Raw genomic sequence first — 26,821 nt, 5'->3', positions numbered from 1 at the left:
TGTCCCGTGATCGGTTGTCAGAGAAGCGACACCCCCACCCTGTAGTCCCCGCCGACGACCAGATACTCGCCCTCCCCCTTGAAAGGATAACGGGGCAGGATGTCGCGGAAGAAGACCACCTTGGTGAGCGGCACCCAGGTTTCGAGGATGTAGTCCCCGAACTGGCCGGCGATGTCGCGCTCGATGGAAAAGGAGCTGAGGTTGTTGAGGCGCAGGACCGCCGTGCGCTTGTCGGGGCGCGCGACGATGTGGTGCTCCTCGAAATCGTTGACGCCGCGGTAGAGCCGGATGTGGCTGGCGCGGGACGGCATCGGCGCGTCCGGCCAGCCGCGGCGCATCCACCACTGGCAATACTCGTACAGCAGGTCGAGCTGCAGGTTGATGTTGTTGTTGTGGAAGCGGGTGGCGACCTTCTCCTCGCCATAGGTCCGCCACGCGTCGGAGGCGAAGCGCAGGATCGGCTCCTTGTGATAGGTGGGCAGCAGGCCGAACCGGCTCTCCACCCAGCCCTTCAGGACCGCCCCCTCGGCGTTGTTGCTGTCGAACAGCCAGCCCTTCAGCAGGCGCAGGTAGCTGGCGCGGTAGCGCCGCCGCCCGTCCGCGCCCTCGGCGCCGGAGAAGTCCGGGTTCAGCCCGAAGGTGAAGGCCATGTAGTGTTGGAAGATGTCGGCGGCGATCAGGCTGTTCGGGCTCTCGTCCAGCGCTTCGAACAGCACGGCGTGGTCGCTGCGCGTGCCGCCGATGCGCAGGCGCCGCGGCTCGTCGTTGAAGGACTCCGCGCACAGCGCGTCCGCCGTCACGTTCAGCAGGTTGGTGCGATGCGCCTTCAGCGCCAGCGGCGAATCCGGATCGATCAGCCGTCCCCGCGCATCCCTCAAGCCGCCGCTCGCCGAACCGTCCGCCATGACATTCCCGAAATCCACAATTCTTTCATGGATACCCCGAACCGGCGCATCCGCCAAGGGTCCGCATCACCGCGGGACGGCGCCCTCCACCCTGCAATACATTTCGAATTCAAAAACAATTCGATTAAACAGCCGAAGCAACTTTCGGCTTACTCCAAATATCTTAAAAATATCCGTTTGAACGGATGATGAGACGACACCATAGTTGATCGAACGGGACTCAGAGCACCGCAAGACGAGGCAAGGCCATGTGGCCGATGAAGCGAAAGGAACAGGAGACGCGCAACCGGGCGGCACAGCCCCCGCGCGTTCTTCTTCCTTCCGCCGTCTCGGAAAAGATGCCGATGCGCTCGGGTCGGGCGCCCGTTCCGCTGCGCGGCGCCAGGGAAGCCCGCGACGCCGTGACGCTCGTCCGGCTGCTGCGCGGCACCATCACCCCGCTGCGCGGCAACGAGGTGTTGGCCCTGCTGGAGCCCCACCGTCCGCGCCTGGTGCCCAAGCCGGTCAACCCACTGGCCGCCATACCCGGCCAGCCGCAGGGCCGCCTGCTGGAGGCGCTGCTGCGCCCCACCGCGCCGATCATCCTGGACGTCCTGCTGCCCCGCCTGCGCGACCATCTGATCGACCGCGTCGTCCACAACAAGGGCACCGCCGAGGATGGGCTGCCCGGCGCGCTGGAGGTGGCAACCGCCCTGCGCGCGCTGGTCGCCCTGTTGCGCGGCGCCGGGCGCGGCGCCGTGCTGTCGGTGGTGTCGGCCATCGAGGCGGACGCCCGCGCCGACGCCGACCGGCTGGTCCGCGGCGAGGCGTCGGTGGCGAGCATGGAGGACGAGCCGGCGGGCGCCACCGCCGGCGCCATGGACAGCCTCGCCCACGCCCTGCTGCGCTTCGAAACGCGGCGGCTGATGCTGGAGACGCTGGGCGCCACCGTCGCCCTGCGCGACGTCGTCTATCAGTCGCGCCGCCTCACCCGCCACGCGCTGCGCCGGGCGGCGGAGGCCATGGACGGCTTCGGCGCCGACCGCGGCATCAAGGCGCTGCACGCCAGCCTCGCCACGCTGGCCTCGGTGGATGGGCTGCTTGTCGTCGCGATGCGGAACCTCGACGACCAGGAGGAGCACCGCGAGGAGGCCAACGCCTTCGTCGAGCCCGCCGACCGCAAGGCGATGAACGACTGCCTGTCGGCGGCGTGGCGGCTTTCCGACACGCTGTTCGATCTTGTCGGAAAGGCCGCCAACGGCGGCGACCTCGACGAGCTGCTGTTCGAGGCGCTGCTGCGCCAGCTCCGCTCCCTGCACCAGTTCTGCACCGACCTCGACCATGCCGGGCGGCCGGCGGTGCTCGACACGCTGGAGCGCCGTCTGGCCGAGCGCAGCCGCGCGCTGGCCGGCATCGCCGGGGAGCGGCTGGTCGGCATCCTGCTGGCCCGTCCCGCCGACCCGGCCAAGGCGCGCCGCCTGCTCGCCCGCGGCCAGTCGCTGGCCCAGCTTCTCTATGACATGGGCCAGGACGGCGACGAGCTGGAGGCGCTGGCGCTGCGCCTCGTGGTCGCCCGCGACGCGCTGAACCACGCCGCCGCCTGACGGCGCCGAGCGCCATTCGTCCATCCCTTCCGTTTCATTGCGAGAGACCCGACAAAATGTCGGGCTTTGTCGGGTATGTCACAGGCCCGACAAAGCGGACCGCGCTCGTCCGCAATCGAATTTCTTATTCGTTTTCAATGATTTAAAAATTTTCCGCGAACTGGCACGGGGGATGCAGAGAAGGGGTCGAAGCGGCCGCTGGGCAGGCCGCCCCGGAATTGAAGACACCCTGTAGACCCAAGCAAAGGAGTAACCTCCCATGTCTTTGCGCCAGATTGCGTTCTACGGTAAGGGCGGTATCGGCAAGTCCACCACCTCCCAGAACACCCTGGCCGCGCTGGTCGAGCTGGATCAGAAGATCCTGATCGTCGGCTGCGATCCGAAGGCCGACTCGACCCGCCTGATCCTGCACGCCAAGGCGCAGGACACCGTGCTGCACCTCGCCGCCGAAGCCGGCTCGGTCGAGGATCTGGAGCTCGAGGACGTTCTCAAGATCGGCTACAAGGGCATCAAGTGCGTCGAGTCCGGCGGTCCGGAGCCGGGGGTCGGCTGCGCCGGCCGCGGCGTGATCACCTCGATCAACTTCCTGGAAGAGAACGGCGCCTACGACGACGTGGATTACGTCTCCTACGACGTTCTGGGCGACGTGGTGTGCGGCGGTTTCGCCATGCCCATCCGCGAGAACAAGGCCCAGGAAATCTACATCGTCATGTCCGGTGAGATGATGGCGCTCTACGCCGCCAACAACATCGCCAAGGGCATCCTGAAGTACGCGCATAGCGGCGGCGTGCGCCTCGGCGGCCTGATCTGCAACGAGCGCCAGACCGACAAGGAAATCGACCTTGCCTCGGCCCTGGCCGCCCGCCTCGGCACCCAGCTCATCCACTTCGTGCCGCGCGACAACATCGTGCAGCACGCCGAGCTGCGCCGCATGACCGTGATCGAGTACGCGCCGGACAGCCAGCAGGCCCAGGAATACCGCCAGCTCGCCAACAAGGTCCACGCGAACAAGGGCAAGGGCACCATCCCGACCCCGATCACGATGGAAGAGCTGGAAGAGATGCTGATGGACTTCGGCATCATGAAGTCGGAGGAGCAGCAGCTCGCCGAGCTCCAGGCCAAGGAAGCCGCCAAGGCCTGATACCTGGGTCCCTGACGGGGCACAGGTCTGAACTGGCCCCCTCCCCAGCCCACCCCGCCTTTGTGCGCGGGGTGGGAGAGAGGGGGCTCGGTCCCGCGCTGCAGTGGCGCGGACAATGAGAGCATGCAGGAGACTGGCACCATGAGCCTGTCCGTGAACGAAGGCGTCGACGTCAAGGGTCTCGTCGACAAGGTTCTCGAAGCGTATCCTGAGAAGTCGCGCAAGCGCCGCGCCAAGCACCTGAACGTGCTGGAGGCCGAGGCGAAGGACTGCGGCGTCAAGTCGAACATCAAGTCGATCCCCGGTGTGATGACCATCCGTGGTTGCGCCTACGCCGGTTCCAAGGGCGTGGTGTGGGGTCCGATCAAGGACATGATCCACATCTCCCACGGCCCGGTCGGCTGCGGCTACTACTCCTGGTCCGGCCGCCGCAACTACTATGTCGGCGACACCGGCGTGGACAGCTGGGGCACGATGCACTTCACCTCCGACTTCCAGGAGAAGGACATCGTCTTCGGCGGCGACAAGAAGCTGCACAAGGTGATCGAGGAGATCAACGAGCTGTTCCCGCTCGTCAACGGCATCTCCATCCAGTCCGAGTGCCCGATCGGCCTGATCGGCGACGACATCGAGGCGGTCGCCCGCGCCAAGTCCGAGGAGCTGGGCAAGCCGGTCGTTCCGGTCCGTTGCGAAGGCTTCCGCGGCGTCTCCCAGTCGCTGGGCCACCACATCGCCAACGACGTCATCCGCGACTGGATCTTCGAGAAGACCGAGCCGAAGGAAGGCTTCGTCTCCACCCCGTACGACGTCACCATCATCGGTGACTACAACATCGGTGGCGACGCCTGGGCCAGCCGCATCCTGCTGGAGGAGATCGGCCTGCGCGTGATCGCCCAGTGGTCGGGCGACGGCACGCTCGCCGAGCTGGAGAACACGCCGAAGGCGAAGGTGAACCTCATCCACTGCTACCGCTCGATGAACTACATCGCGCGTCACATGGAAGAGAAGTTCGGTATTCCGTGGATGGAGTACAACTTCTTCGGCCCGTCGCAGATCGCCGAGTCCCTGCGCAAGATCGCCGCTCTCTTCGATGACACCATCAAGGAGAACGCGGAGAAGGTCATCGCCAAGTACCAGCCGATGGTCGACGCCGTCATCGCCAAGTTCAAGCCGCGGCTCGAAGGCAAGAAGGTGATGATCTACGTCGGCGGCCTGCGTCCGCGCCACGTGGTCGACGCCTACCACGACCTGGGCATGGAGATCGTCGGCACGGGTTACGAATTCGCCCACAACGACGATTATCAGCGCACCCAGCACTACGTGAAGGAAGGCACGCTGATCTACGACGACGTCACCGCCTTCGAACTGGAGAAGTTCGTCGAGGTGATGCGTCCGGACCTCGTCGCCTCGGGCATCAAGGAAAAGTACGTCTTCCAGAAGATGGGCCTGCCCTTCCGCCAGATGCACTCCTGGGATTACTCGGGTCCGTATCACGGCTACGACGGCTTCGCGATCTTCGCCCGCGACATGGATCTGGCCATCAACAACCCCGTCTGGGGCATCATGAAGGCTCCGTTCTAAAGCGGCCTCTGGAAGATAGGAGTAATGAGCATGTCCCACCCCGTTTCCCAGAGCGCCGACAAGGTCATTGACCACTTCACGCTCTTCCGTCAGCCCGAATACAAGGAGCTGCTCGAGCGCAAGAAGACGGAGTTCGAGTACGGCCACTCCGACGAAGAGGTCGCCCGGGTTTCCGCGTGGACCAAGACGGAAGAGTACAAGCAAAAGAACTTCGCCCGTGAGGCGGTCGTCATCAACCCGACGAAGGCCTGCCAGCCGATCGGCGCGATGTTCGCGGCCCAGGGCTTCGAGGGCACCCTGCCCTTCGTCCACGGCTCGCAGGGCTGCGTCGCCTATTACCGCACGCACCTCACCCGCCACTTCAAGGAACCGAACTCCGCGGTCTCCTCGTCGATGACGGAAGACGCGGCGGTGTTCGGCGGCCTGAACAACATGATCGACGGCCTGGCCAACGCCTACGCGCTGTACAAGCCGAAGATGATCGCCGTGCTGACCACCTGCATGGCGGAAGTCATCGGCGACGACCTCTCGGGCTTCATCAACAACGCGAAGAACAAGGAAAGCGTCCCGGCGGATTTCCCGGTTCCCTTCGCCCACACCCCGGCCTTCGTCGGCAGCCACATCGTCGGCTACGACAACATGATCAAGGGTGTTCTGACCCACTTCTGGGGCACGTCGGAGAACTTCGACACCCCGAAGAACGAGACGATCAACCTGATCCCGGGCTTCGACGGCTTCGCGGTCGGCAACAACCGCGAGCTGAAGCGCATCGCCGGTCTGTTCGGCATCGACCTGACCATTCTGTCGGACGTGTCGGACAACTTCGACACCCCGGCCGACGGCGAGTACCGCATGTATGACGGCGGCACCACGCTGGAGGCCACGAAGGAGGCCATCCACGCCAAGGCCACCATCTCCATGCAGGAATACTGCACCCCGCAGTCCCTGCAGTTCATCAAGGAGAAGGGCCAGCAGGTCGCCAAGTACAACTACCCGATGGGCGTCACCGGCACCGACGAGCTTCTGCTGAAGCTGGCCGAGCTGTCCGGCAAGCCGGTACCGGCGGAGCTGAAGCTGGAGCGCGGCCGTCTCGTCGACGCCATCGCCGACAGCCACACCCACCTGCACGGCAAGCGCTTCGCCGTGTACGGCGACCCGGACTTCTGCCTGGGCATGTCGAAGTTCCTGATGGAGCTGGGCGCCGAGCCGGTGCACATCCTGTCCACCTCCGGCTCGAAGAAGTGGGAGAAGCAGGTTCAGAAGGTGCTCGACGGCTCGCCGTTCGGCAAGTCCGGCAAGGCCTACGGCGGCAAGGACCTCTGGCACCTGCGCTCGCTGCTGTTCACCGACAAGGTCGACTACATCATCGGCAACAGCTACGGCAAGTATCTGGAGCGCGACACCAAGATCCCGCTCATCCGCCTGACCTACCCGATCTTCGACCGCCACCACCATCACCGTTACCCGACCTGGGGCTACCAGGGCGCTCTGAACGTGCTGGTGCGCATCCTGGACCGGATCTTCGAGGACATGGACGCCAACACGAACATCGTCGGCGAGACCGACTACTCGTTCGATCTGGTGCGCTGACCTCCCCCGGCCGGCGCGGGGCCTCCATCCCCCCGCCCGGCCGCTTTCCCGGAGAGCCGGAGCCCACCGCAAGGTGGGCTCCGGCTTTTCCATTTTCCGATCCGTGATCTTGCGGCGCCTGACAGCGGGCCGGCGGAGGCATCACCCCCGGTGGAAAAATGCTGCGGAGCCGCCCCCAACGATCGCTGCACGCTTCGCCTCCACACAGCTTCATGAAGAAGGCTGTCCGGCGCGGCGGTATCCGACTGTTTTCCTTTGCATGCGCGGATTGCCCACGGGTTGAATGGCCGGGGCGCATGAAAGCCGCGAAGTCGCAGCGATCACCACCCACTGAATGTCCACAAAATCAACAAAAAATTGCAATCGTTCGATATCTTTTAAAATATATACGCTCGCGATTACTTTCACCACCGCTGCGATGCAACGCCATACGAAGAGTAATTAATTATTTTTTATCCAAGCTCACCATAGCCTCAAAAAATCTTTCCCGTCTTAAGCGTTAAGGATAATCGGCATGCCTTTTACAGCCTTTCTAAAGTCGAAAAATACTGAGGCGTCCGAGATCACGGACGCATTAGACAAATCTAATGGCATAATCAGCTTTGACACATCTGGCAACATATTGTCGGCAAATGACCAATTTCTCCGATGCATGGGATACAGCTTCGAGGAGATCAAAGGGAAACACCATCGCATCTTCGTCGAAACGAGTCTCCAGGACGGCCCGGAATACAAGGATTTCTGGGAACGCCTGCGCCGCGGCGAGTTTCAGTCCTCCCTCTACAAGCGCATCGGCAAGGGCGGTCGGGAGGTCTGGATCGAGGCCTCCTACAACCCGATCAAGAACCGCCAGGGCGTCACCCACAAGGTGGTCAAGGTCTGCACCGACGTCACCGAGCGCCACCGGGAACACCTCGATCTGCGCGGCAAGGCTGAGGCCATCTCGAAGTCGCAGGCGGTGATCGAATTCACCCCCGATGGCACGGTCATCACCGCCAACGAGAATTTCCTGTCCCTGCTCGGCTACACGCTGCCGGAGATCGCGGGGCGCCACCACAGCACCTTCGTCGATCCGGCGGAGCACGGCAGTCCGGACTACCGCGCCTTCTGGGAGAGCCTGCGGCAGGGCCGCTTCCAGGCCGCCCAGTACAAGCGGATCGGCAAGGGCGGTCGCGTGGTGTGGATTCAGGCCTCCTACAACCCCGTGTTCGACAGCAACAACCGGCTGAGCAAGATCGTCAAATTCGCCACCGACATCACCCAGCAGGTGGAGTTGCTGGACCAGCTGAAGTCGCTGATCGACAACAACTTCACCGAGATCGACACCGCGCTCTCCGCCGCCGGGCGACAGGCCGAGGACGCCGCCCAGCGGTCGGGCGCCACCCAGGGCACGGTCCAGACCGTCGCGGCGAGCGCGGAGGAGCTGGCCGCGTCGGCCCGGGAGATCGCCGACAGCATGATCCGCTCCCGCCAGGCGGCGAGCACCGCGATGGCCGAGACGGAGAACGCCGACCGGGCGGCGGCGCGGCTGACGGAGGTCGCCAAGGCGATGGGCGGCATCGTCGATCTGATCAGCTCGATCGCCAGCCAGATCAACCTGCTGGCGCTGAACGCCACCATCGAGGCGGCGCGGGCCGGCGAGGCGGGGCGCGGCTTCGCGGTGGTCGCCAACGAGGTCAAGAACCTCGCCAACCAGTCCGCCAGCGCAACCGCCCAGATCACCAAGGAGATCGAGGGGATGCAGGCAGTCTCGTCCGACGTGGTCGCGTCGCTGGGCAACATCCGTCAGGCCACCGGCAACCTGATGGAGTTCGTCACCGTCTCCGCCGGGGCGGTGGAGGAGCAGAGCGCGGTCACCGGCGACATGTCCACCAACATGCAGAACGCCTCGGCCTCGGTCAGCGCCGTCGACCACAACATCGGCGCCATCAACGCCGCCATCACCCAGATCGCCGCGGCCGTCTCGGAAACCAAGGAGGCCGCCAAGGTTCTGGCCCGTTGAGGGCGCGCGCCTTACGCGGCCGGCCATCGCCCCAAGGCTGTGCGATACCCGACAAAGTCCGTGATTGTCGGGTATCGCACACGGGGCCGCTCACCTTAACCTATTGAACATAAACAACTCACTCTTTGGCACACCTCCTGCATATGACTGACTCACAGGCGACTGGCCCACAGGCGCCGATGTCGGCCAATGGCGGGAGAAGGTCATGCTCCAGGAAAAGCTCCAGGACGTCTTCAACGAGCCGGGTTGCTCCACCAACCAAGCCAAGTCGGAGAAGGAGCGGAAGAAGGGTTGCTCCAAGGCTCTGAAGCCGGGGGCCGCCGCCGGGGGCTGCGCCTATGACGGCGCGATGATCGCGCTCCAGCCGATCGCCGACGCCGCCCACCTCGTGCACGGGCCGATCGCCTGCCTCGGCAACTCCTGGGACAACCGCGGCACCAGATCGTCGGGCTCGCAGCTCTACCGCACCGGCTTCACCACGGACATGTCGGAACTCGACATCATCCACGGCGGCGAGAAGAAGCTCTACCGGGCGATCAAGGAGATCGTTCAGCAGTACGACCCGCCGGCCGTCTTCGTCTACCAGACCTGCGTCCCCGCCATGATCGGCGACGACATCGAGGCGGTCTGCAAGTTCGCCGCGAAGAAGCTGGGCAAGCCGGTGATCCCGGTGATGGCGCCGGGCTTCGTGGGCTCGAAGAACCTCGGCAACAAGCTGGCCGGCGAGACGCTGCTCGACCACGTCATCGGCACGGTGGAGCCGGAGGTCACGACCCCGACCGACATCTGCATCGTCGGCGAATACAATCTGGCCGGCGAGCTGTGGCTGGTGAAGCCGCTCCTCGACGAGATCGGCATCCGCATCCTGTCCTGCATCTCCGGCGACGGGCGCTACAACGAGGTGGCGCAGGCCCACCGGGCGCGTCTGACCATGGTGGTCTGCTCGCAGGCGCTGGTGAATGTCGGGCGCAAGATGCAGGAGCGCTGGGGCATCCCCTATTTCGAAGGCTCCTTCTACGGCGTGTCGGACATGTCGGACACGCTGCGCACCATGGCCCGCATGCTGGTGGAGCGCGGCGCCGACAAGGCGATCATCGACCGCACCGAGGGCGTCATCGCCCGCGAGGAAAGCCGCGTCTGGCGGCGCCTGGAGCCTTACCGGCCGCGCTTCGACGGCAAGCGCGTCCTGCTGTTCACCGGCGGCGTGAAGAGCTGGTCGATGGTCACCGCGCTGGAAGGCGCAGGGCTGACCATCGTCGGCACCTCCACGAAGAAGTCCACCAAGGAGGACAAGGAGCGCATCAAGAAGATGAAGGGCGAGGAGTTCCACCAGTGGGACGACCTGAAGCCCCGCGACATCTACAAGATGCTGCGCGACAGCGAGGCCGACATCATGATGTCCGGCGGCCGGTCGCAGTTCATCGCGCTGAAGGCCAAGGTGCCGTGGCTCGACCTCAACCAGGAGCGCCACACCCCCTACGCGGGCTATGACGGCATCGTCAACCTGTGTGAGGAAATCGACAAGACCCTGTCCAACCCGATCTGGCGGCAGGTGCGCTTGGCCGCACCCTGGGACTTGAAACCGGACTCCAGGCCGGACGCCAAGCCGGTGGGGGCGTGACCGCCATGGGCAACATCCAACGCTTCCCCCACTCCGCCAAGGCGGCCTCCACCAACCCGCTGAAGATGAGCCAGCCGCTGGGCGCGGCGCTCGCCTTCCTCGGCGTGGACCGCTGCATGCCGCTGTTCCACGGCAGCCAGGGCTGCACCGCCTTCGGGCTGGTCCTGCTGGTCCGCCATTTCCGCGAGGCCATCCCGCTCCAGACCACGGCGATGGATCAGGTCTCCACCATCCTCGGCGGCTACGAGAATCTGGAGCAGGCCGTCCGCACCATCCACGAGCGCAACGCGCCCGCCCTGATCGGGGTCGCCACCACCGGCGTGACCGAGACCAAGGGCGAGGACATGGCCGGCCAGTATTCGCTGTTCCGCCAGCGCAACCCCGCCCTGGCCGGCCTGAAGCTGGTCTTCGCCAACACCCCGGATTTCTCCGGCGGGTTCGAGGACGGCTTCTCCGCCGCGGTGACCGGCATCGTCGAGGAGGTGGTCCAGCCGTCGGAAACCACGGTGAAGGGCCAGATCAATGTGCTGGCCGGCTGCCACCTGTCGCCGGGCGACGTCGAGGAACTGCGCGACATCATCGAGAGCTTCGGCCTGTCGCCGATCTTCCTGCCCGACCTGTCGCTGTCCATGTCGGGCCGCCAGCCGGACGACTTCACGGCGACCTCGCTGGGCGGCGTGACGGTGGAACGGATCGCGGCGATGGGCGCGTCGGAGGCCACGCTGGTGATCGGCGAGCACATGCGCGTCGCCGCCGCCGCGCTGGAGCTGAAGACCGACGTGCGCAGCGTCTTCTTCGACCGGCTGACCGGGCTGGAGGCGTCCGACCGCCTCGTCCGCACTCTGTCTGAGCTGTCGGGCCGCCCGGTGCCGGCGAAGCTGCGCCGCCAGCGCGAGACGCTGGTCGACGGCATGCTGGACGGGCATTTCTTCTACAGCCGCAAGCGGATCGCCGTGGCGCTGGAGCCGGACCTGCTCTACGCCGTCACCAGCTTCCTGGCGGACATGGGGGCGGAGGTGATCGCCGCCGTCTCCCCCACCCAGACCGCCGTCCTGGAGAAGCTGAAGGCCGCGACCGTCATGGTCGGCGACCATTCCGACGTGGAGACGCTGGCCCGCGACGCCGACCTGATCGTGTCGAACTCGCACGGGCGGCAGGGGGCGGCGCGCATCGGCGTGCCGCTGCACCGCATGGGCCTTCCCATGTTCGACCGGCTGGGCGCCGGGCTGAAGGTCCATGTCGGCTACCGCGGCACCCGCGAGCTTCTGTTCGAGATCGGCAACCTGTTCCTGTCCCGCGAGATGGACCACGACGAGCACGGCCACGCTCACGGTCATCCTCACGGCCATCCTCATGGGGACGGGCATGAACACGGCCAGCACTGCGGGAGCGGATCATGCGGATGCAGCGCCGGCTGAGTGTGGTGGGCCAGGCCGAGGAGGGCCGGCCCCGCAAAGGAGGTTCCATGAAGGTCGCTTTCTGCACCCAGGACATGCAGCACGTCGACGCGCATTTCGGGTGGGCCAAGAACATCGTGGTCTACGAGGTGGACAAGGCCGGCTACAAAATGGTCGAGACCTGCCAGTTCGGCGGCTCGATGTTCGAGGACGGCAACGAGGACAAGCTGATCCCGAAGCTCGACGCGCTGGCCGACTGCGCCATCGTCTACCTGTCGGCGATCGGCGCCTCCGCCGCCGCCCGCGTGGTGGCGAAGAAGATCCACCCCGTGAAGGTGGAGGCCACGGACAGCATCACCGCCCTGCTCGACCGTCTGGTCGAAACCATCAACGGCAACCCGCCGCCCTGGCTGCGCAAGGCCCTGAACGCCGGCCAGCCGCAGGAGCTGGCCTTCGACGAGGAGGATTGAGAGCATGACCGACACCACCGTGGCCGCCGGGAGCGATCTCGCCGAGGCCTTTCTGAAGACCCTGGTCATGCTGTTCCGCGCCGAAGACAGCTACGGCGCCTGGGAAGGCAAGAGCGACGAGACGATCCTCGCCCCCTTCATCCTCGACAAGGAGGCCCGCGCCGCCATTCCGATCATGGGCGACCCGGACCCCGACACGCTGTGGCGGCTGGAGCTGTTCTACAAGGCCGTCGGCATCACGGTCGAGAAGCAGACCGGCCACATCGCCTCCCCCATCATGAAGATGAGCCACGAGGGCTTTGGCCGCATGGTGCTGACCACCGGCCGGCTGGTCGTGGTGTCGAAGCACCTGCGCGACGTCCACCGCTTCGGCTTCCCGTCGCTGGAGAAGCTGGCCGCCGACGGCGCCAAGATCGTGGAGGAGGCCGTGGCGCTGATCCGCAAGTATCCCGACGTCGCCGATCTGTGAGGAATCCGCCATGTCCGACATCGACGCCCTGAAGGACGAGGTCAAGAAGCTCAACGCCCGCGCGACCCAGAAGAAGATGGACCTGCACGACCTGTCGGAGGAGCTGCCGCAGAACTGGCAGTCCATCCTCCAGGTCGCCCAGGAGACCCACGACGCCTACAAGGCCCTGACCGAGAAGCGCGCCGCGCTGAAAGCGCTGGAGGCGGCGTCCGCCTGAGCGCTGGTTCGGAAACATTGCCCCCACCCTAACCCTCCCCCGCTGCGCAGGGGAGGGAACTGTTCCCCCTCCCCCGCCCAGCGGGGGAGGGCCGGGGTGGGGGCAACCACAGCGTCCAATTCCCACCAAACAACACACCAAGCCCGATTGAGGAGCAGACGATGGCTGAGTTCGTGACCGGCACCACCCGCGGCGGCGCCGCCTGGACGCCGAAATTCGTGGAAAGCGTCGACCAGAAGATGTGCATCGGCTGCGGCCGCTGCTTCAAGGTCTGCGGCCGCGACGTGCTGGAACTGATCGGCATCACCGAGGATGGCGACATCGTCGACGCCTTCGACGACGAGGCCGAGAAGAAGGTCATGAGCGTCAAGAACGCCGGCAACTGCATCGGCTGCGAGAGCTGCGGCAAGGTCTGCTCCAAGAGCTGCATCACCCACTTGCCCCAGGCGGCCTGACGGTCGCCCAACCTTGCCTGAGACGGCCTGACCACCCCCGGAGGAGGACGCCATGGGCATCCTGCACGCCGCCCCGCCGGGGGTGGGCGACACCACGCGGCTGTACCGCTGGCTGACCGACCGCCAGGGACGCTGCAACGTCTTCGACGCGCATCTGTTCGCCTGCATCCTGGCTCGCCGCTGGCCGGCGGGTCCGGGCGCGCTGGGTCTCGACGAGCGGGCGCTTGGCCAGCTTCTCGACCGCTACTTTCCCGGCGCCTTCGCGGCCGGCCTGCCGGTTCCCGACAGCTCGCCCGCCCCTCTGCCTGTGCTTCTCCGGGGTGAGGCGGACGACATCGCCGCCCTCCTGCTCGCCCACCGCTCGCTGGGCATCGAGGAGGAGGACTGGCTCGCCGCCATCGTGGCGCGGGCCATGCTCGACGAGGGTGAGCTGTGGCGGGACCTCGGGCTGGCCGGACCGAGCCACCTCGCGGCGCTGATGGAGCGCCATTTCGAACCGCTGGCCCGACTCAACGCCACCGGCACCCGCTGGAAGGCCTTTCTCTACCGCTTCCTCTGCGCGCGGGACGGGCTGATCCCCTGTGGCGCCCCGGTCTGCCGCGATTGCGGCGCGGAAGCGGTCTGCTTCGGGGCGGGTGACTGACGGACCCGATCCGCCAATCACCCGTCCCTTTGCCGAGTCACTCGTCCCCCACGCCCCTCGCCAGCGCGGCGATGACGCCGTAGCCGACCCGGTCCTGCGGGTCGATCTCCACCAGCTTGGCGAGGATCGCCCGCGCGTCCTCCACCCGCGCGCTGCGCAGGCTGATGAAGGCCAACGCCTTCAGGGTGAAGAGGGTGAAGCGCGGCGGCCCTTCCTTCGCCCAATCCGCGCTGTCCACGCGCAGGCCCCGCCAGTCGCCGGCGTATCCACCCTCGCGCGCCGCCGCGTCCAGACCGATCATCGCCACCCGCTCCGCATCCGCGAGGCGCTTGCGGTTGAAGTAGAATTTGTAGAGCGCGTAGAAGACCGGCAGGACGCGCGGCCCCATCCGGTGGGCCTCCCACAGCAGTGCCTCGCAGGCCGCGGCGTCGGGGCGTGCCTTCACCGCCTCTTGGAGCTTCTCGTCGATGTGCTCGGGCACCTCGCCGAAGGCCATGCGCCCGTTGGACATCCGCAATTCGACCGGCCGCTCCATTACCCCGTCCCTTTCCGTTGTTTCGCGAAACCGTGCGCCCGACCGACAATCCTGTATGGGCCGCAAGCCGGTTTCGCAAAAGCCCATAATCAAATTGTGCGTCCTTTCGTCGCAGGATGTCGCAAAGCCGACATGGCCCCGACCCGACAATTGTCGGGAAAACACCAGCCACCCGATCTGACAATTTATCAAAATCAACAACTTAGAAGTTGGCACACCGCTTGCTGTTCTATGACCAGGAACGGTCGGCATGCCCGACGGAGCATTTGGAGGCGGCAGACATGGTGACCCTGACGGATGCGGCGGTGAACACCCTGGAGCGCGTGCTGGCGAAGTCCGGCGGCGCCGCGGCCGGCCTGCGCATCGCGGTGGCCGACGGCGGCTGCGCCGGCATGAAGTACCAGATGGGGCTGGAGGCCACGGCGGGCGACGAGGACGCCGTGCTGACCTTCGGCCCGGTGACGATCTTCGTCGATCCGACCAGCCAGCCCTTCCTGACCGGCGTGGTGGTCGATTTCGTCGAAGGGGTCGAGGGCGCGGGCTTCAAGTTCGACAACCCGAACGCCACGGGCAGCTGCGGCTGCGGCAAGTCCTTCTCGGCGGGTCCGGGGGGCAGCTGCTCCTCCGCGCCGTCGGCCGGCGGCTGCGGCACCGCCCACTAACCCCGAACACTCTCCCCCACCCGATAACGTCGGGAAAGGCAAGGCGTCATGTGGAACTACACCGACAAGGTCAAGGAACACTTCTTCAACCCGAAGAACGCCGGCGCGCTGGATGAGGCGAACGCCGTGGGCGAGGTCGGGTCGATCACCTGCGGCGACGCCCTGAAGCTGATGATGAAGGTCAACCCCGACAGCAAGGTCATCGAGGACGCGAAGTTCCAGACCTTCGGCTGCGGCTCGGCCATCGCGTCCTCGTCGGCGCTGACGGAGATGATCATCGGCAAGACGGTGGACGAGGCGCTGGCCGTCACCAACCGCGACATCGCCGAGTATCTGGGCGGCCTGCCGCCGGAGAAGATGCACTGTTCGGTCATGGGCGCCGAGGCGCTCCGCGCCGCCATCGCCGACTTCAAGGGCGAGGAGTGGGTCGACGACCACGAGGAAGGCGAGCTGGTCTGCAAGTGCTTCGGCATCGACGCGGCGATGATCGAGCGCGCGGTGACCGTCAACAGCCTGACCACGCTGGAGGAGGTCACCCACTACACCAAGGCCGGCGGCTCCTGCCAGACCTGCCACGAGAAGATCGAGGAGGTGCTGGAGGCCGTGCTCGCCAAGACCGGCGCGCTGGCCCCGCCCAAGCCCCACGCGCCCGGCACGGTCGGGCTGGACGCCATCAAGCCGCTGGCCCCGAAGGCCGAGGCCGCCCCGGCGAAGCTCACGAACGTGCAGCGCATGCAGAAGATCATGGTCGCCATCGAGGAGCTGCGCCCGCAGATCCAGCGCGACGGCGGCGACGTGGAGCTGGTGGACATCGACGGCAAGGACATCTACGTCCGGCTGACGGGCGCCTGTTCCGGCTGTTCGCAGTCCGCCGGCACCATGATGGGCGTGCAGGCCAAGCTGGTCGAGGCGCTGGGCGAGTTCGTCCGCGTCAAGCCCGCCTCCCTCCTGCCGGTGGGGGCCTGAGCCATGACCGCGAACAACCTTCAAAAGGGCATCTACCTCGACAACAACGCCACCACCCGCGTCGATCCGGAGGTGCTGGCGGAGATGCTGCCGCTGTTCACCGAGCAGTTCGGCAACCCCTCCTCCATGCACGGCTTCGGCGCCGCGGTGGGCGGCAAGATCGAATGGGCGCGCAAGCAGGTGCAGGCGCTGCTCGGCGCCGCCCATGACAGCGAGATCGTCTTCACCTCCGGCGGCACGGAGAGCGACAACACCGCCATCCTGTCGGTGCTGGAGGCCTATCCGAAGAAGAAGAGCATCGTCACCAGCGTGGTCGAGCATCCCGCCGTCCTGGCGCTGTGCGACTATCTGGAGAAGAAGCGCGGCTACACCGTCCACCGCATCGGCGTGGACAACCGGGGCAACCTCGACCTCGACGCCTACGAGGCGGCGCTGGGTCCGGACGTCGCCATCGTCTCGATCATGTGGGCGAACAACGAAACCGGGACGATCTTCCCGATCGAGGAGCTGGCCCAGCTCGCCAAGGCGGCGGGGGCGGTGTTCCACACCGACGCGGTGCAGGCGGTCGGCAAGATCCCGATGACGCTCGCCACCAGCGCGGTGGACATGCTGTCGCTGTCCGGCCACAAGCTGCACGCGCCCAAGGGCATCGGCGCGCTCTACGTCAAGCGCGGCCTGCGCTTCCGCCCGATGCTGCGCGGCGGCCACCAGGAACGCTCGCGCCGCGCCGGCACGGAGAACGCGCCGGGCATCGTCGGGTTGGGGGCGGCGGCACAGCTCGCGCTCATGCACATGACCGACGAGAACACGCGGGTGAGGGCGCTGCGCGACAAGCTGGAGCAGGCCATCCTGGCCGCCGTTCCCAACTGCTTCGTCACCGGCAACCCGGCCAACCGCCTGCCCAACACCTGCAACGTCGCCTTCGAGTACATCGAGGGCGAGGCGATCCTCCTCCTGCTGAACGAGGCCGGCATCGCCGCCTCCTCGGGGTCGGCCTGCACCTCCGGGTCGCTGGAGCCGAGCCACGTGATGCGGGCGATGGGCGTGCCCTACACCGCCGCCCACGGCGCCACCCGCTTCTCCCTGTCGCGCGAGACGACCGAGGAGGAGATCGACCGGGTGATCGCGGTCGTTCCCGGCATCATCGCGAAGCTGCGCTCGCTGTCGCCCTACTGGTCGCAGGCGGGCGCGCCGAAGGAGTTCGCCCCGGTCTATTCGTAACACCGAGATCGCAGGCCGGGCCGGGCCCACGCCCCGGCAACCCGCCCGACGACACCCGCCGGGACGCGGTTCCCCGGCCCGGTCTGCGACACACTTTCTGGCCCCGCTGCCCCCTCCCTAACCCTCCCCCGCTTCGCAGGGAAGGGAATCAAGGCCCTCTCCCGCCCAGCGGGGGAGGGAGGGGACCCACGCAGTGGGGAGGGAGGGGGCAACCACCGCGACGCATTCGCATCGAGGCTCACGTCATGCCGATGGCCGGTTCCACCATCATCAACGACACGACGCTGCGCGACGGGGAGCAGACGGCGGGGGTCGCCTTCACGCTCGACGAGAAGATCGCCATCGCCCGCGCACTCGACGAGGCCGGCGTGCCGGAGCTGGAGATCGGCATCCCCGCCATGGGCCCGGAGGAGCGCGAGGGCATCCGCGCCGTCGCCGCTCTGGGGCTGAAGGCGCGGCTGATGGTCTGGTGCCGCATGCACGACACCGACCTGAAAGCCGCGCTGGACTGCCGGGTCGGCACCGTCAACCTGTCGATGCCCGTCTCCGACATCCACATCACCAAAAAGCTGAAGCGCAGCCGCGCCTGGGCCCTGGCGGAGATCGAACGCAAGGTCAAGACGGCCCGCGACCACGGGCTGGAGGTCAGCCTGGGCGGCGAGGACTCCTCGCGCGCCGACATGGATTTCCTGATCGCCGCCGCGACCGTGGCGCAGGAGGCCGGCGCCCGCCGCTTCCGCTTCGCCGACACGCTGGGCGTGCTCGACCCCTTCCAGACGCGCGCCTGCATCGAACGGCTGCGCCGGGCCACCGATTTGGAGATCGAGATCCACGCCCACGACGACCTCGGCCTCGCCAACGCCAACTCGCTGGCCGCCGTGCTGGGCGGGGCGACCCACGTCAACACCACCGTCAACGGTCTCGGCGAGCGCGCCGGCAACGCCCCGCTGGAGGAGGTGGTGGTGTCGCTGAAGGTGCTCTACGGCCAGGACTGCGGGGTGGACACCCGCGCGCTGGGGGCGATCTCCGACCTCGTGGAGCGCGCGTCCAACCGGCCGGTGGCGGTCAACAAGTCGATCGTCGGCGACGCCGTCTTCACGCACGAGGCCGGCATCCACGTCGACGGGCTGCTGCGCGACCGCGCCACCTACCAGAATTTCGACCCCGCCGAGGTGGGGCGCGAGCACCGCATCGTGCTGGGCAAGCATTCCGGCACGGCCGGGGTGAAGATGGCCTACGGCCAGCTCGGCATCGCCTGCGACGACGCCACTGCCCAGGCGGTGCTGCCGCGGGTCCGCGCCCTCGCCACCCGCGCCAAGCGCGCCCCGACGGCGGAGGAGTTGCGCGCCTTCCACGACGACGCCACCCGCTGGAGCGTCGTCTCTTCGTGATCCGGAGGACCCCATGGCCGCGATCGACGCCCACCCGGACCTCGCCATGAAGGAAGCCAGCCTGTGGCGGCTGCTGCGCGAGGACGTCGCCTGCGTCTTCGACCGCGACCCGGCGGCGCGCAACGTCCTCGACGTGCTGACCTGCTACCCCGGCATCCACGCGCTGGTGGTCCACCGGCTGTCCAACGCCATGTGGCGGCGGGGTCTGCGCTGGCCGGCGCGCTTCCTGTCCTATCTGGCCCGCGCCCTGACCAACATCGACATCCACCCCGGCGCCACCATCGGCCGCCGCTTCTTCATCGACCACGGGGCCGGCGTCGTCATCGGCGAAACCGCGGAGGTCGGCGACGACGTGACGCTCTACCACGGCGTGACGCTGGGCGGCACCTCCTGGACCAAGGGCAAGCGCCACCCGACGCTGGGTGACGGCGTGCTGGTCGGGTCCGGGGCCAAGATCCTGGGGCCGATCACCGTCGGCGCCCACTGCCGCGTTGGCGCCAACTCCGTGGTGACCAAGGACGTGCCGGAGGGCATGACGGTGGTCGGCATCCCCGGCCGCGTCGTCCGTCCCGACACCCAACGCCGGCTGGCCGCCCACGGCATCGATCTCGACCACCACCTGATGCCCGACCCGGTCGGCAAGGCCATCGCCTGCCTGATCGACCACATCAACCGCATCGAGGCCCGGCTGGAGGCCCACGCGGCGGAGGAGGCCACGCGCCCCGCCCCGCCCCATTCGGCCCCGCCGCTGAGCGCGATCCGGCTGGACGATCTGCCGCTCGACGGCATCGTCTGCCGGAGCTGCGGAAACCTGTGCGACCAGGACGCCTGCGGCGACCGCAACCACGATCACCACGACACCGGCGCCCACGCCGATCATTACGTCATCTGAACGGAAAGGACCCCGCCATGAGCTTCAAGGACGATCTGGAGGATCTGGAGACCGCGGAGGATTTCCTGCGCTTCCTCGGCGTCACCTACGAGCAGCGCGTGGTGAACGTGAACCGCCTGCACATCCTGCAGCGCTTTCACGACTATCTGTCCGCCGACACCGGCATGGAGGGGCTGGACGACGAGGGCATGGCCGCGCGCTACAGCGCCCATCTCCAGCGCGCCTACCAGGACTTCGTGGTGTCCAACGCCATCGCCGAGAAGACCTTCAAGGTCCACCAGGAGGAGGCCAAGCGGATGGCCGACCGTTTCGTCCCGCTGGACGCCCTGCTGCCGACCTGATCCCTTCTTCGTTCGATTTTAAAACGGCCTGCGGACCCGCCTTCCGGCGCGCGTCCGCGGGCCGTTCCGCTTTCTGGCCGTCCATCGCCGCCGCCGGCCGTTGTCGGGTTTGTCCGGTTGGCGACAGAGGCCGGACGGGGCTCCGGAATCGCGTCGGGCCGCGGCGCACACCCCTGTTGAGAAGCCGACACGTTGGCCCTTTGTCGTTTTTGCGACAATCTCTCAATCGCCATTAAATTGATTATTTTCAATATCTTACCGCAGACGCGCAGAACTGGCACGCCGCTTGCTGATAGGGCCGCAGCCACGCCGCGCGACAGGCGGCGGAATGTCAAGGAGACCGGGATGCACATCGTTGTCTGTATCAAACAGGTGCCCGACAGCGCCCAGATCCGCATCCACCCCGTGACGAACACGATCATGCGTCAGGGCGTCCCGGCCATCATCAACCCCTTCGACCTCTTCTCGCTGGAGGAGGCGCTGCGGATCAAGGACAAGGTCGGCGCCCGCGTCACCGTCCTGACCATGGGGCCGCCGATGGCCGAAACCTCGCTGCGCAAGGCGCTGTCGCTGGGCGCCGACGACGCGGTGCTGCTGACCGACCGCAAGTTCGCCGGGTCGGACACGCTGGCGACCTCCTACGCGCTGACCTCCGCCATCAAGAAGCTGTCGGAGGAGGAGACGGTCGATCTGGTCTTCTGCGGCAAGCAGACGGTCGACGGCGACACCGCGCAGGTCGGTCCGGGCATCGCCACGCGGTTGGGCTTCCAGCAGCTCACCTACATCACGAAGATCGAATCGATCGACCAGGGCGCCAGGGAGATCGTCGTGCACCGCCGTTCCGAAGGCGGCGTGCAGGTGCTGAAGACCGCGCTGCCCTGCATGATCACGATGCTCGAAGGCACGAACACCATCCGCTTCGGCAAGATGGACGACATGTTCCGCGCCGCCCGCTACGGCCTGAAGACCTGGAGCAAGGACACCACCGGCGCCGAAGAGACGAAGGTCGGGCTGAAGGGCTCACCCACCGTCGTGTCGAAGGTCTTCGTGCCCAAGCCGCGCGCCCAGAAGGCCACGATGGTCGAGGCCGACGCGCCGACGCCGGACGCCCAGGCTGCCGCCGCGGTCGAGGCCATCTTCGGCGCCCAGCCGAAACTCGCCGACGAGCTGCTCGCCCGCGCCGCCGGCCTGTGACGCGCTGGCCTTGACGCGCCGTTCCTGACGAATCCTCCGCCGGAGACATCCCGATGAGCGAACCAAGCAAGCCGCAGGGACGCAAGTTCCAACTGCCCGAGCACCTGAAGGAATACAAGGGCATCTGGGTGATCGTGGAGCAGGAGCGCGGCTCCGTCCATTCCGTGTCGTGGGAGCTGGTGGGCGAGGCCCGCAAGCTCGCCGACAAGCTGGGGGTCGAGGTGGGGGCCGTGGTCCTGGGCGCCGACAGCCCGGAGCTGAACGCCATCTGCGGCGACGCCTTCACCTACGGCGCCGACGTCGTCTACAAGGTGACCGACCCGGTCCTGGCCGACTACCGCACCGATCCCTACACGCGGGTGATGACCGACGTGGTCAACACCTACAAGCCGGAGATCGTGCTGCTGGGCGCCACCACGCTGGGCCGCGACCTCGCCGGCGCCATCGCCACCACGCTCGCCACCGGCCTGACCGCCGACTGCACCGAGCTGGACATCTACATGGACAACCGGTCGCTGGCGGCCACCCGCCCGACCTTCGGCGGCACCCTGCTCTGCACCATCCAGACGCTGGCCTACCGCCCGCAGATGGCCACGGTGCGCCCGCGCGTGATGTCGATGCCCGACCGCGACGACAGCCGCACCGGCCGCGTGGTCGAGGTCTTCCCGAACCTGCGTGAGACCGACGTCATCACCAAGGTGCTGAGCTTCATCGCCGACCGCGAGCAGAACGAGGCGCAGCTCGCCTTCGCCGACATCATCGTGGCAGGGGGCAAGGGGCTGGGCAAGCCGGAGAACCTGAAGCTGGTCTTCGACCTCGCCAAGGTCCTGGGCGGCGAGGTCGGGGTGACCCGTCCGCTGGTCCAGGCCGGCTGGACCGGCTTCGACCGTCAGGTCGGGCAGACCGGCAAGACGGTGCGCCCCAAGCTCTACATCGCCGCCGGCATCTCCGGCGCCATCCAGCACCGGGTCGGCATGGAGAAGTCCGACCTGATCCTGGCCATCAACACCGACCCCAACGCGCCGATCTTCGACTTCGCCCATCTCGGGCTGGTCGGCGACGCACTGACCATCCTGCCGGCCCTGACCGACGCTTTCGGCAAGCGCCTGTCGGTCAACCGGCTGGCCGGCTAAGCAACCGCCCGGAAACCAAGGGACGAACAGGAGCCACAAGGACCATGGTCGAAAAGTTCGACGCCATCGTCATCGGTGCCGGCCCGTCCGGCAACGCGGCGGCCTACACGCTGGCCAAGCAGGGCCTCAATGTTCTTCAGCTCGAGCGCGGGGAGTATCCCGGCGCCAAGAACGTCCAGGGCGGCATCATGTACGCCGCCGAGCTGGAGAAGATCATCCCGGACTTCCGCGAGGATTGCCCGACCGAGCGCCACATCATCGAACAGCGCGTCTGGCTGCTCGGCGACGACAACTACATCGGCACCAACTACCGGTCGGACGCCTTCAACAGCGACAAGCCGAACCGCTACACGATCATCCGCGCCAACATCGACAAGTGGTTCTCCGAGAAGATCCGCGAGGCCGGCGGCCTGCAGATCTGCGAGACCACGGTGACGGAGCTGATCCGCGACGCGTCGGGCAAGGTCATCGGCGTGCGCACCGACCGCGAGGGCGGCGAGATCCACGCCGACGTGGTCATCATGGCCGATGGCGTGAACGCCCTGCTCGCCCGCCGCACCGGCTTCCAGCCGGAGCTGGCGCCGCAGAACGTCGCGCTGGCGGTCAAGGAGATCCTGTTCATCGATCCCGAACTGATCCAGCAGCGCTTCGGCCTGAAGGACGAGGAGGGCGTGGTCATCGAGATCATGGGCAAGGTGACCAAGGGCATGGTCGGCACGGCGTTCCTCTACACCAACAAGGAATCGCTGACGATCGGCATCGGCTGCCTGATCTCCGACTTCAAGCAGGGCGCCATCCCGCCCTACAAGATGCTGGAGGACCTGAAGAACCACCCCGTCATCAAGCCGCTGATCGAAGGGGCGGAGATGAAGGAATACGCCGCCCACATGATCCCCGAGGGCGGCTACAAGGCGGTTCCGCAGCTCTTTGGGGACGGCTGGATGGTGGTCGGCGACGCCGCCCACTTCAACAACGCCGCCCACCGCGAGGGCTCCAACCTCGCCATGGCGTCCGGCCGCATGGCGGCGGAGACGGTGATCGAGCTGAAGCAGGCCGGCAAGCCCTTCAACGCCGCCAACCTCGCCGCCTACAAGAAGAAGCTGGACGACAGCTTCATCATGAAGGACCTGAAGAAGTACCGGAACCTGCCGGGCATCATGCACGAGAACAAGCAGTTCTTCGGCGCCTATCCCGACACGCTGACCGCCGCCGCCCACAGCTGGTTCACCGTGGACAGCGTCGACAAGAAGACGAAGGAGAAGGAGATCATGAAGTCCTTCGTCAGGAAGCGCTCGATCATGGGTCTGATCGGCGACGCAATCAAGCTGGTGAGGGCCGTGCGATGAGCATCGTGGTCAAGATCGAAGAGAAGCTGTACCAGAACCGCTACATCGTGGACGAGAGCCGGCCGCACATCCAGATCCGCAACGACGCGGTCTGCAAGTCCTGCGAGTCCCAGGCCTGCACCGTCTGCTGCCCGGCCGCCTGCTACAGCAAGAACGAGACGGGCAGCGTGACGCTGGCCACCGACGGCTGCCTGGAATGCGGCACCTGCCGCGTGGTCTGCCAGGACAAGGAAAATATTCAGTGGGACTACCCGCGGGGCGGCTACGGCATCAGTTATAAGTTTGGTTGAGGAACGCACCGGCGGTCCTACGGCCTTCGCCGCTGGTCCGCCGGTCGTCTCCCTCTCCTATCCGCCATGACTGAAACCCCTCCCCGCCTCGCGGGGAGGGGTTTTCTTTGGTGCCGGGGGGATCGGCGCCCCACCCGAATTTTCAACAATCCGGCGGATGCGGAAGGGACGGACGCTGCTCATATCCGTTGTATCGAGACCCGCGGAACGAGGGAGACGGAACATGCAGCTTCGTGTCTGCTTCGAAAACATGAAATCGGTCAACGTCAACGACGCGTCGATGATGCGGTATTACGCCGAAAGCTATCTGGCCGACTTCCGGCCAGAATGGGCCGGCTTCATCATGCTGCCGCACAACGAGACCCAGCGCGCCACCATGGAGCCGGCCTGGCAGATGCTGATCCGCAACGCCACGCCGGACACGGAGCGGCGGCTGGTCGAGTATGTCCGCGGCAACCCGATGGCCGCCTACCACGTGCACATTTATCGCCGGGACCGCGGCAATGAAATAAAGGTTCACTGAAATTTTCCAAACTCTCCCTATGGCAAAGAACACACAAAGCATAATTCAGGAGAGATAGCAAAAAGGCCGCCGCTTGATGCCCAACATATGACCGCTTACAACGAAGGAATGGCGGCGGCCTTTTGACTTTTTTTACTTATTGAAGTTCACATTGGCGCTCGAAAAGAAACGGACGCAGGCGGATCCGAATCCGCTGCACGAAGGAAGCGCTTCATGAAATTCACCATCAAATTCATTTTGCTCTCGGTTCTCAGCCTGTTGGGCGCCCTGCTGGCGCTGAGCGATCTGGCAGGGCTGCGCGCGCTCAACGTGGCGAACGGAAATCTCCGCACGGTCCACGATGAGCGCGTTCTGCCTTTGCGAGACCTCAAGATCATTTCCGATGCCTATGCCGTCTTCATCGTCGATGCCTCGCACAAGGCGCGCAACGGCAACTTCACCTGGGACGAAAGCCTGTCTTCCGTCCGCAAGGCCAAGGAGGCCATTCGCGAGCGCTGGAACGCCTATCTCGGCAGCGCCCTCAACCCGGAAGAGACGGCCCTGGTGAATGGGATCAAGCCGGACATGGCGAAAGCCGACGCGGCGGTGGAGCGGCTCATCGGCGTCCTGTCGGGTCGGGACGCCGCCGCGCTCGATGCCTACGTGAGGAGCGAGTTGTACCAGACGATCGATCCCGTCACCGACGGCATCAGCCAACTCATCGACCTTCAGGTGCGGGTCGCCGGAGAGCGCTATGCGGAAGCTCAAGCGACCCACGCCACCGCCAATTTAACCTCCCTGATGCTCCTGGGGATCGGCGCTGTGATGGTGATCCTGGGCATGGCGGTGGTGGTGCTCCGCGTCGTACGGCCGGTGGCACGGCTCACCGACACGATGCGGCACATCGTCGGAGGCGACTATGACACCATCGTGCCGGCGACCGGGAGGCGCGACGAGATCGGCGCGATGGCCCAGGCGGTGGAGGTGTTCAAGGCCAACGGGCTGGAAAACCAGCGCATGCGCCGGAAGCAGGAGCACCAGCAGGAGCAGGCCGAGGCCGCCAAGCGCGACGCGCTGGAAGCCATGGCCCAGACGGTGGAGCGCGAAACCCGCAACGCCGTGGACCAAGTGTCGAAACGCACTGGGCAGATGAAACACAACGCCATCGCCATGGCCCAGTCGGCGAGCGCGGTCGGGGGGAACAGCCAGTCCGTGGCCACCGCCGCAGAGCAGGCCCTGCGCAACGCCCAGACCGTCGCCGCCGCCTCGGAGGAGTTGGCCGCCTCGATCCGCGAGATCGGCACCCAGGTGGCGCAGGCCAGCAGCATCACCCGCGTCGCCGTGGAAAAGGGCAATCAGGCGCGCGGCACCATCCAGTCGCTGTCCGACGCCGTGCAGAGGATCGGCGATGTCGCCCATCTCATCCAGAACATCGCGAGCCAGACCAATCTGCTGGCGCTGAACGCCACCATCGAAGCCGCAAGGGCCGGCGAGGCCGGCAAGGGATTCGCCGTGGTGGCCAGCGAGGTGAAGAATCTGGCAAGCCAGACCGCACAGGCGACCGAGGACATCGCCCGGCAGATCGGCGAGATCCAGGCGGCGACCAGCGGTGCCGTAGCCGCCGTCTCCACCATCACCGGCAGCATCGGCGAAGTGGATCAGGTGGCCGGAGCGATCGCCGCGGCGATGGAGGAACAGGCCGCCGCGACCCAGGAGATCAGCCGCAGCGTCAACCAGACCGCCGAAGCCGCGCGTGAGGTTTCCCGCCGCATTGCCGAAGTCTCCGGCGAGGCGAAGGCCACCGGTGACCACGCGTCCGATGTGCGCGTCGCCGCCGACGACGTCTCGGGCAGCATCGACGAGCTGCGCGGCATCCTGGTCCACGTCGTCCGCACCTCGATGAGCGAGGTGGACCGCCGCCGCGAGGCCCGCTACGCGGTGGATCTCCCCGCCCGCGCCGACACCTCCGCCGGCAACCGGATCTGCCGCCTGCACAACCTGTCCTCCAGCGGCGCCGCGCTGGAGGTCTGGGACGGCGCCACGAACGGCGCGCGGGGCACGCTGCACATCGACGGCTTCGGCATGCCCCTGCCCTTCACCGTCGTGACGGTCCAGACTCAGAGCTGCCACGTCCGTTTCGAATTGCCGGACGAGGCGAAGGCCGGATTCGAACAACGGTTCAACGCGCTGGTCCGTGACCGCGCCCTGCGGCCGATGGCCGCTTGAGGAACCGTTTGGGAGCCGCCTGATCGGATGATGGGCATGGCGCCGGCT

General features: G+C 66.5%; 26 protein-coding genes. 24 read left to right on the top strand and 2 right to left on the bottom strand.

The features are described 5' to 3' along the window. Positions 1–17 precede the first annotated feature (17 nt). On the bottom strand, positions 18–905 hold the full coding sequence (locus FHW79_RS20020) for an NAD(+)--dinitrogen-reductase ADP-D-ribosyltransferase (protein WP_183180564.1): 888 nt from the start codon (positions 903–905) through the stop codon (positions 18–20). Positions 906–1,249: 344 nt separating this feature from the next. Between FHW79_RS20020 and FHW79_RS20015 the strand changes: the two genes are divergently transcribed. The 12 genes from FHW79_RS20015 to FHW79_RS19960 all read left to right on the top strand — a co-directional run bounded on the left by FHW79_RS20015 (position 1,250) and on the right by FHW79_RS19960 (position 14,074). Continuing rightward, on the top strand, positions 1,250–2,488 hold the full coding sequence (locus FHW79_RS20015; protein ID WP_247884511.1) for a hypothetical protein: 1,239 nt from the start codon (positions 1,250–1,252) through the stop codon (positions 2,486–2,488). Between the two features lie 259 nt (positions 2,489–2,747). Next, positions 2,748–3,629 carry a nitrogenase iron protein gene (nifH, locus tag FHW79_RS20010; RefSeq protein ID WP_014239786.1) on the top strand — a complete coding sequence of 294 codons (882 nt, stop codon included), beginning with the start codon at positions 2,748–2,750 and terminating at the stop codon, positions 3,627–3,629. 141 nt (positions 3,630–3,770) lie between these two features. Beyond that, positions 3,771–5,210 (top strand): nitrogenase molybdenum-iron protein alpha chain, encoded by a 1,440-nt coding sequence (gene nifD / locus FHW79_RS20005; protein WP_014239785.1) that lies wholly within the window; start codon positions 3,771–3,773, stop codon positions 5,208–5,210. A gap of 30 nt (positions 5,211–5,240) precedes the next feature. Beyond that, positions 5,241–6,800 (top strand): nitrogenase molybdenum-iron protein subunit beta, encoded by a 1,560-nt coding sequence (gene nifK, locus FHW79_RS20000; RefSeq protein WP_183180562.1) that lies wholly within the window; start codon positions 5,241–5,243, stop codon positions 6,798–6,800. A 514-nt stretch (positions 6,801–7,314) separates the two neighbouring features. Then, positions 7,315–8,802 carry a PAS domain-containing methyl-accepting chemotaxis protein gene (locus tag FHW79_RS19995; protein WP_183180561.1) on the top strand — a complete coding sequence of 496 codons (1,488 nt, stop codon included), beginning with the start codon at positions 7,315–7,317 and terminating at the stop codon, positions 8,800–8,802. 205 nt (positions 8,803–9,007) lie between these two features. After that, positions 9,008–10,423, top strand: a complete 1,416-nt coding sequence (gene nifE, locus FHW79_RS19990; protein ID WP_183180560.1) for a nitrogenase iron-molybdenum cofactor biosynthesis protein NifE — start codon at positions 9,008–9,010, stop codon at positions 10,421–10,423. 5 nt (positions 10,424–10,428) lie between these two features. Next, the gene (gene nifN / locus FHW79_RS19985) at positions 10,429–11,841 is read left to right on the top strand and encodes a nitrogenase iron-molybdenum cofactor biosynthesis protein NifN (RefSeq protein ID WP_183180559.1); all 1,413 of its coding nucleotides are present in this window, start codon (positions 10,429–10,431) and stop codon (positions 11,839–11,841) included. 47 nt (positions 11,842–11,888) lie between these two features. Beyond that, complete coding sequence (gene nifX / locus FHW79_RS19980; RefSeq protein WP_183180558.1) at positions 11,889–12,290, top strand: nitrogen fixation protein NifX; 402 nt, start codon at positions 11,889–11,891, stop codon at positions 12,288–12,290. A 4-nt stretch (positions 12,291–12,294) separates the two neighbouring features. Next, on the top strand, positions 12,295–12,759 hold the full coding sequence (locus tag FHW79_RS19975; RefSeq protein WP_114860858.1) for a NifX-associated nitrogen fixation protein: 465 nt from the start codon (positions 12,295–12,297) through the stop codon (positions 12,757–12,759). Positions 12,760–12,769: 10 nt separating this feature from the next. Continuing rightward, positions 12,770–12,976 (top strand): CCE_0567 family metalloprotein, encoded by a 207-nt coding sequence (locus FHW79_RS19970; RefSeq protein ID WP_183180557.1) that lies wholly within the window; start codon positions 12,770–12,772, stop codon positions 12,974–12,976. A 161-nt stretch (positions 12,977–13,137) separates the two neighbouring features. After that, positions 13,138–13,431 (top strand): ferredoxin III, nif-specific, encoded by a 294-nt coding sequence (fdxB, locus tag FHW79_RS19965; protein ID WP_114860860.1) that lies wholly within the window; start codon positions 13,138–13,140, stop codon positions 13,429–13,431. A gap of 52 nt (positions 13,432–13,483) precedes the next feature. Beyond that, positions 13,484–14,074, top strand: a complete 591-nt coding sequence (locus tag FHW79_RS19960) for a nitrogen fixation protein NifQ (RefSeq protein ID WP_183180556.1) — start codon at positions 13,484–13,486, stop codon at positions 14,072–14,074. A 37-nt stretch (positions 14,075–14,111) separates the two neighbouring features. On the opposite strand, the gene FHW79_RS19955 is transcribed toward FHW79_RS19960, so the two are convergent. Next, complete coding sequence (locus tag FHW79_RS19955; protein WP_183180555.1) at positions 14,112–14,609, bottom strand: hypothetical protein; 498 nt, start codon at positions 14,607–14,609, stop codon at positions 14,112–14,114. A 281-nt stretch (positions 14,610–14,890) separates the two neighbouring features. On the opposite strand from FHW79_RS19955, the gene FHW79_RS19950 reads away from it, so the two are divergent. The 12 genes from FHW79_RS19950 to FHW79_RS19895 all read left to right on the top strand — a co-directional run bounded on the left by FHW79_RS19950 (position 14,891) and on the right by FHW79_RS19895 (position 26,773). Continuing rightward, positions 14,891–15,271 carry an iron-sulfur cluster assembly accessory protein gene (locus tag FHW79_RS19950; RefSeq protein WP_137102562.1) on the top strand — a complete coding sequence of 127 codons (381 nt, stop codon included), beginning with the start codon at positions 14,891–14,893 and terminating at the stop codon, positions 15,269–15,271. 48 nt (positions 15,272–15,319) lie between these two features. Beyond that, on the top strand, positions 15,320–16,237 hold the full coding sequence (gene nifU / locus FHW79_RS19945) for a Fe-S cluster assembly protein NifU (RefSeq protein WP_183180554.1): 918 nt from the start codon (positions 15,320–15,322) through the stop codon (positions 16,235–16,237). Between the two features lie 3 nt (positions 16,238–16,240). After that, positions 16,241–17,458, top strand: a complete 1,218-nt coding sequence (nifS, locus tag FHW79_RS19940) for a cysteine desulfurase NifS (RefSeq protein ID WP_183180553.1) — start codon at positions 16,241–16,243, stop codon at positions 17,456–17,458. A gap of 245 nt (positions 17,459–17,703) precedes the next feature. Further along, on the top strand, positions 17,704–18,849 hold the full coding sequence (gene nifV / locus FHW79_RS19935; RefSeq protein WP_183180552.1) for a homocitrate synthase: 1,146 nt from the start codon (positions 17,704–17,706) through the stop codon (positions 18,847–18,849). Between the two features lie 61 nt (positions 18,850–18,910). Continuing rightward, complete coding sequence (gene cysE / locus FHW79_RS19930) at positions 18,911–19,741, top strand: serine O-acetyltransferase (RefSeq protein ID WP_348984228.1); 831 nt, start codon at positions 18,911–18,913, stop codon at positions 19,739–19,741. 17 nt (positions 19,742–19,758) lie between these two features. Beyond that, positions 19,759–20,082: a nitrogenase-stabilizing/protective protein NifW gene (locus FHW79_RS19925; protein ID WP_183180550.1), complete on the top strand. Its 324-nt coding sequence runs from the start codon at positions 19,759–19,761 to the stop codon at positions 20,080–20,082. Positions 20,083–20,427: 345 nt separating this feature from the next. Further along, on the top strand, positions 20,428–21,276 hold the full coding sequence (locus FHW79_RS19920; protein WP_183180549.1) for an electron transfer flavoprotein subunit beta/FixA family protein: 849 nt from the start codon (positions 20,428–20,430) through the stop codon (positions 21,274–21,276). A gap of 53 nt (positions 21,277–21,329) precedes the next feature. Further along, complete coding sequence (locus FHW79_RS19915; RefSeq protein WP_183180548.1) at positions 21,330–22,409, top strand: electron transfer flavoprotein subunit alpha/FixB family protein; 1,080 nt, start codon at positions 21,330–21,332, stop codon at positions 22,407–22,409. 44 nt (positions 22,410–22,453) lie between these two features. Then, a complete protein-coding gene (locus FHW79_RS19910) occupies positions 22,454–23,755 on the top strand; it encodes an FAD-dependent oxidoreductase (RefSeq protein WP_183180547.1) in 1,302 nt (433 codons plus the stop codon). Next, positions 23,752–24,045, top strand: a complete 294-nt coding sequence (locus tag FHW79_RS19905) for a ferredoxin family protein (RefSeq protein WP_014239763.1) — start codon at positions 23,752–23,754, stop codon at positions 24,043–24,045. Before FHW79_RS19910 ends, FHW79_RS19905 begins: the two co-directional genes overlap by 4 nt. Before the next feature lie 223 nt (positions 24,046–24,268). Continuing rightward, positions 24,269–24,568 carry a hypothetical protein gene (locus tag FHW79_RS19900; protein WP_183180546.1) on the top strand — a complete coding sequence of 100 codons (300 nt, stop codon included), beginning with the start codon at positions 24,269–24,271 and terminating at the stop codon, positions 24,566–24,568. Positions 24,569–24,781: 213 nt separating this feature from the next. Next, positions 24,782–26,773, top strand: a complete 1,992-nt coding sequence (locus FHW79_RS19895) for a methyl-accepting chemotaxis protein (protein WP_183180545.1) — start codon at positions 24,782–24,784, stop codon at positions 26,771–26,773. Positions 26,774–26,821 lie beyond the last annotated feature (48 nt).

Origin of the sequence: Azospirillum sp. OGB3, assembly GCF_014192915.1 — a bacterium.
Taxonomy (GTDB): domain Bacteria; phylum Pseudomonadota; class Alphaproteobacteria; order Azospirillales; family Azospirillaceae; genus Azospirillum.
The sequence above is the reverse complement of the archived record's forward strand: the minus strand, read 5'-3'. Positions and strand labels throughout refer to the sequence as shown.

Coding starts and splice junctions, on each gene's coding strand:
- FHW79_RS20020 (WP_183180564.1), bottom strand. CDS start 905: ATGGCGGACGGTTCGGCGAGCGGCGGCTTGAGGGATGCGCGGGGACGG.
- FHW79_RS20015 (WP_247884511.1), top strand. CDS start 1,250: ATGCGCTCGGGTCGGGCGCCCGTTCCGCTGCGCGGCGCCAGGGAAGCC.
- nifH (WP_014239786.1), top strand. CDS start 2,748: ATGTCTTTGCGCCAGATTGCGTTCTACGGTAAGGGCGGTATCGGCAAG.
- nifD (WP_014239785.1), top strand. CDS start 3,771: ATGAGCCTGTCCGTGAACGAAGGCGTCGACGTCAAGGGTCTCGTCGAC.
- nifK (WP_183180562.1), top strand. CDS start 5,241: ATGTCCCACCCCGTTTCCCAGAGCGCCGACAAGGTCATTGACCACTTC.
- FHW79_RS19995 (WP_183180561.1), top strand. CDS start 7,315: ATGCCTTTTACAGCCTTTCTAAAGTCGAAAAATACTGAGGCGTCCGAG.
- nifE (WP_183180560.1), top strand. CDS start 9,008: ATGCTCCAGGAAAAGCTCCAGGACGTCTTCAACGAGCCGGGTTGCTCC.
- nifN (WP_183180559.1), top strand. CDS start 10,429: ATGGGCAACATCCAACGCTTCCCCCACTCCGCCAAGGCGGCCTCCACC.
- nifX (WP_183180558.1), top strand. CDS start 11,889: ATGAAGGTCGCTTTCTGCACCCAGGACATGCAGCACGTCGACGCGCAT.
- FHW79_RS19975 (WP_114860858.1), top strand. CDS start 12,295: ATGACCGACACCACCGTGGCCGCCGGGAGCGATCTCGCCGAGGCCTTT.
- FHW79_RS19970 (WP_183180557.1), top strand. CDS start 12,770: ATGTCCGACATCGACGCCCTGAAGGACGAGGTCAAGAAGCTCAACGCC.
- fdxB (WP_114860860.1), top strand. CDS start 13,138: ATGGCTGAGTTCGTGACCGGCACCACCCGCGGCGGCGCCGCCTGGACG.
- FHW79_RS19960 (WP_183180556.1), top strand. CDS start 13,484: ATGGGCATCCTGCACGCCGCCCCGCCGGGGGTGGGCGACACCACGCGG.
- FHW79_RS19955 (WP_183180555.1), bottom strand. CDS start 14,609: ATGGAGCGGCCGGTCGAATTGCGGATGTCCAACGGGCGCATGGCCTTC.
- FHW79_RS19950 (WP_137102562.1), top strand. CDS start 14,891: ATGGTGACCCTGACGGATGCGGCGGTGAACACCCTGGAGCGCGTGCTG.
- nifU (WP_183180554.1), top strand. CDS start 15,320: ATGTGGAACTACACCGACAAGGTCAAGGAACACTTCTTCAACCCGAAG.
- nifS (WP_183180553.1), top strand. CDS start 16,241: ATGACCGCGAACAACCTTCAAAAGGGCATCTACCTCGACAACAACGCC.
- nifV (WP_183180552.1), top strand. CDS start 17,704: ATGCCGATGGCCGGTTCCACCATCATCAACGACACGACGCTGCGCGAC.
- FHW79_RS19925 (WP_183180550.1), top strand. CDS start 19,759: ATGAGCTTCAAGGACGATCTGGAGGATCTGGAGACCGCGGAGGATTTC.
- FHW79_RS19920 (WP_183180549.1), top strand. CDS start 20,428: ATGCACATCGTTGTCTGTATCAAACAGGTGCCCGACAGCGCCCAGATC.
- FHW79_RS19915 (WP_183180548.1), top strand. CDS start 21,330: ATGAGCGAACCAAGCAAGCCGCAGGGACGCAAGTTCCAACTGCCCGAG.
- FHW79_RS19910 (WP_183180547.1), top strand. CDS start 22,454: ATGGTCGAAAAGTTCGACGCCATCGTCATCGGTGCCGGCCCGTCCGGC.
- FHW79_RS19905 (WP_014239763.1), top strand. CDS start 23,752: ATGAGCATCGTGGTCAAGATCGAAGAGAAGCTGTACCAGAACCGCTAC.
- FHW79_RS19900 (WP_183180546.1), top strand. CDS start 24,269: ATGCAGCTTCGTGTCTGCTTCGAAAACATGAAATCGGTCAACGTCAAC.
- FHW79_RS19895 (WP_183180545.1), top strand. CDS start 24,782: ATGAAATTCACCATCAAATTCATTTTGCTCTCGGTTCTCAGCCTGTTG.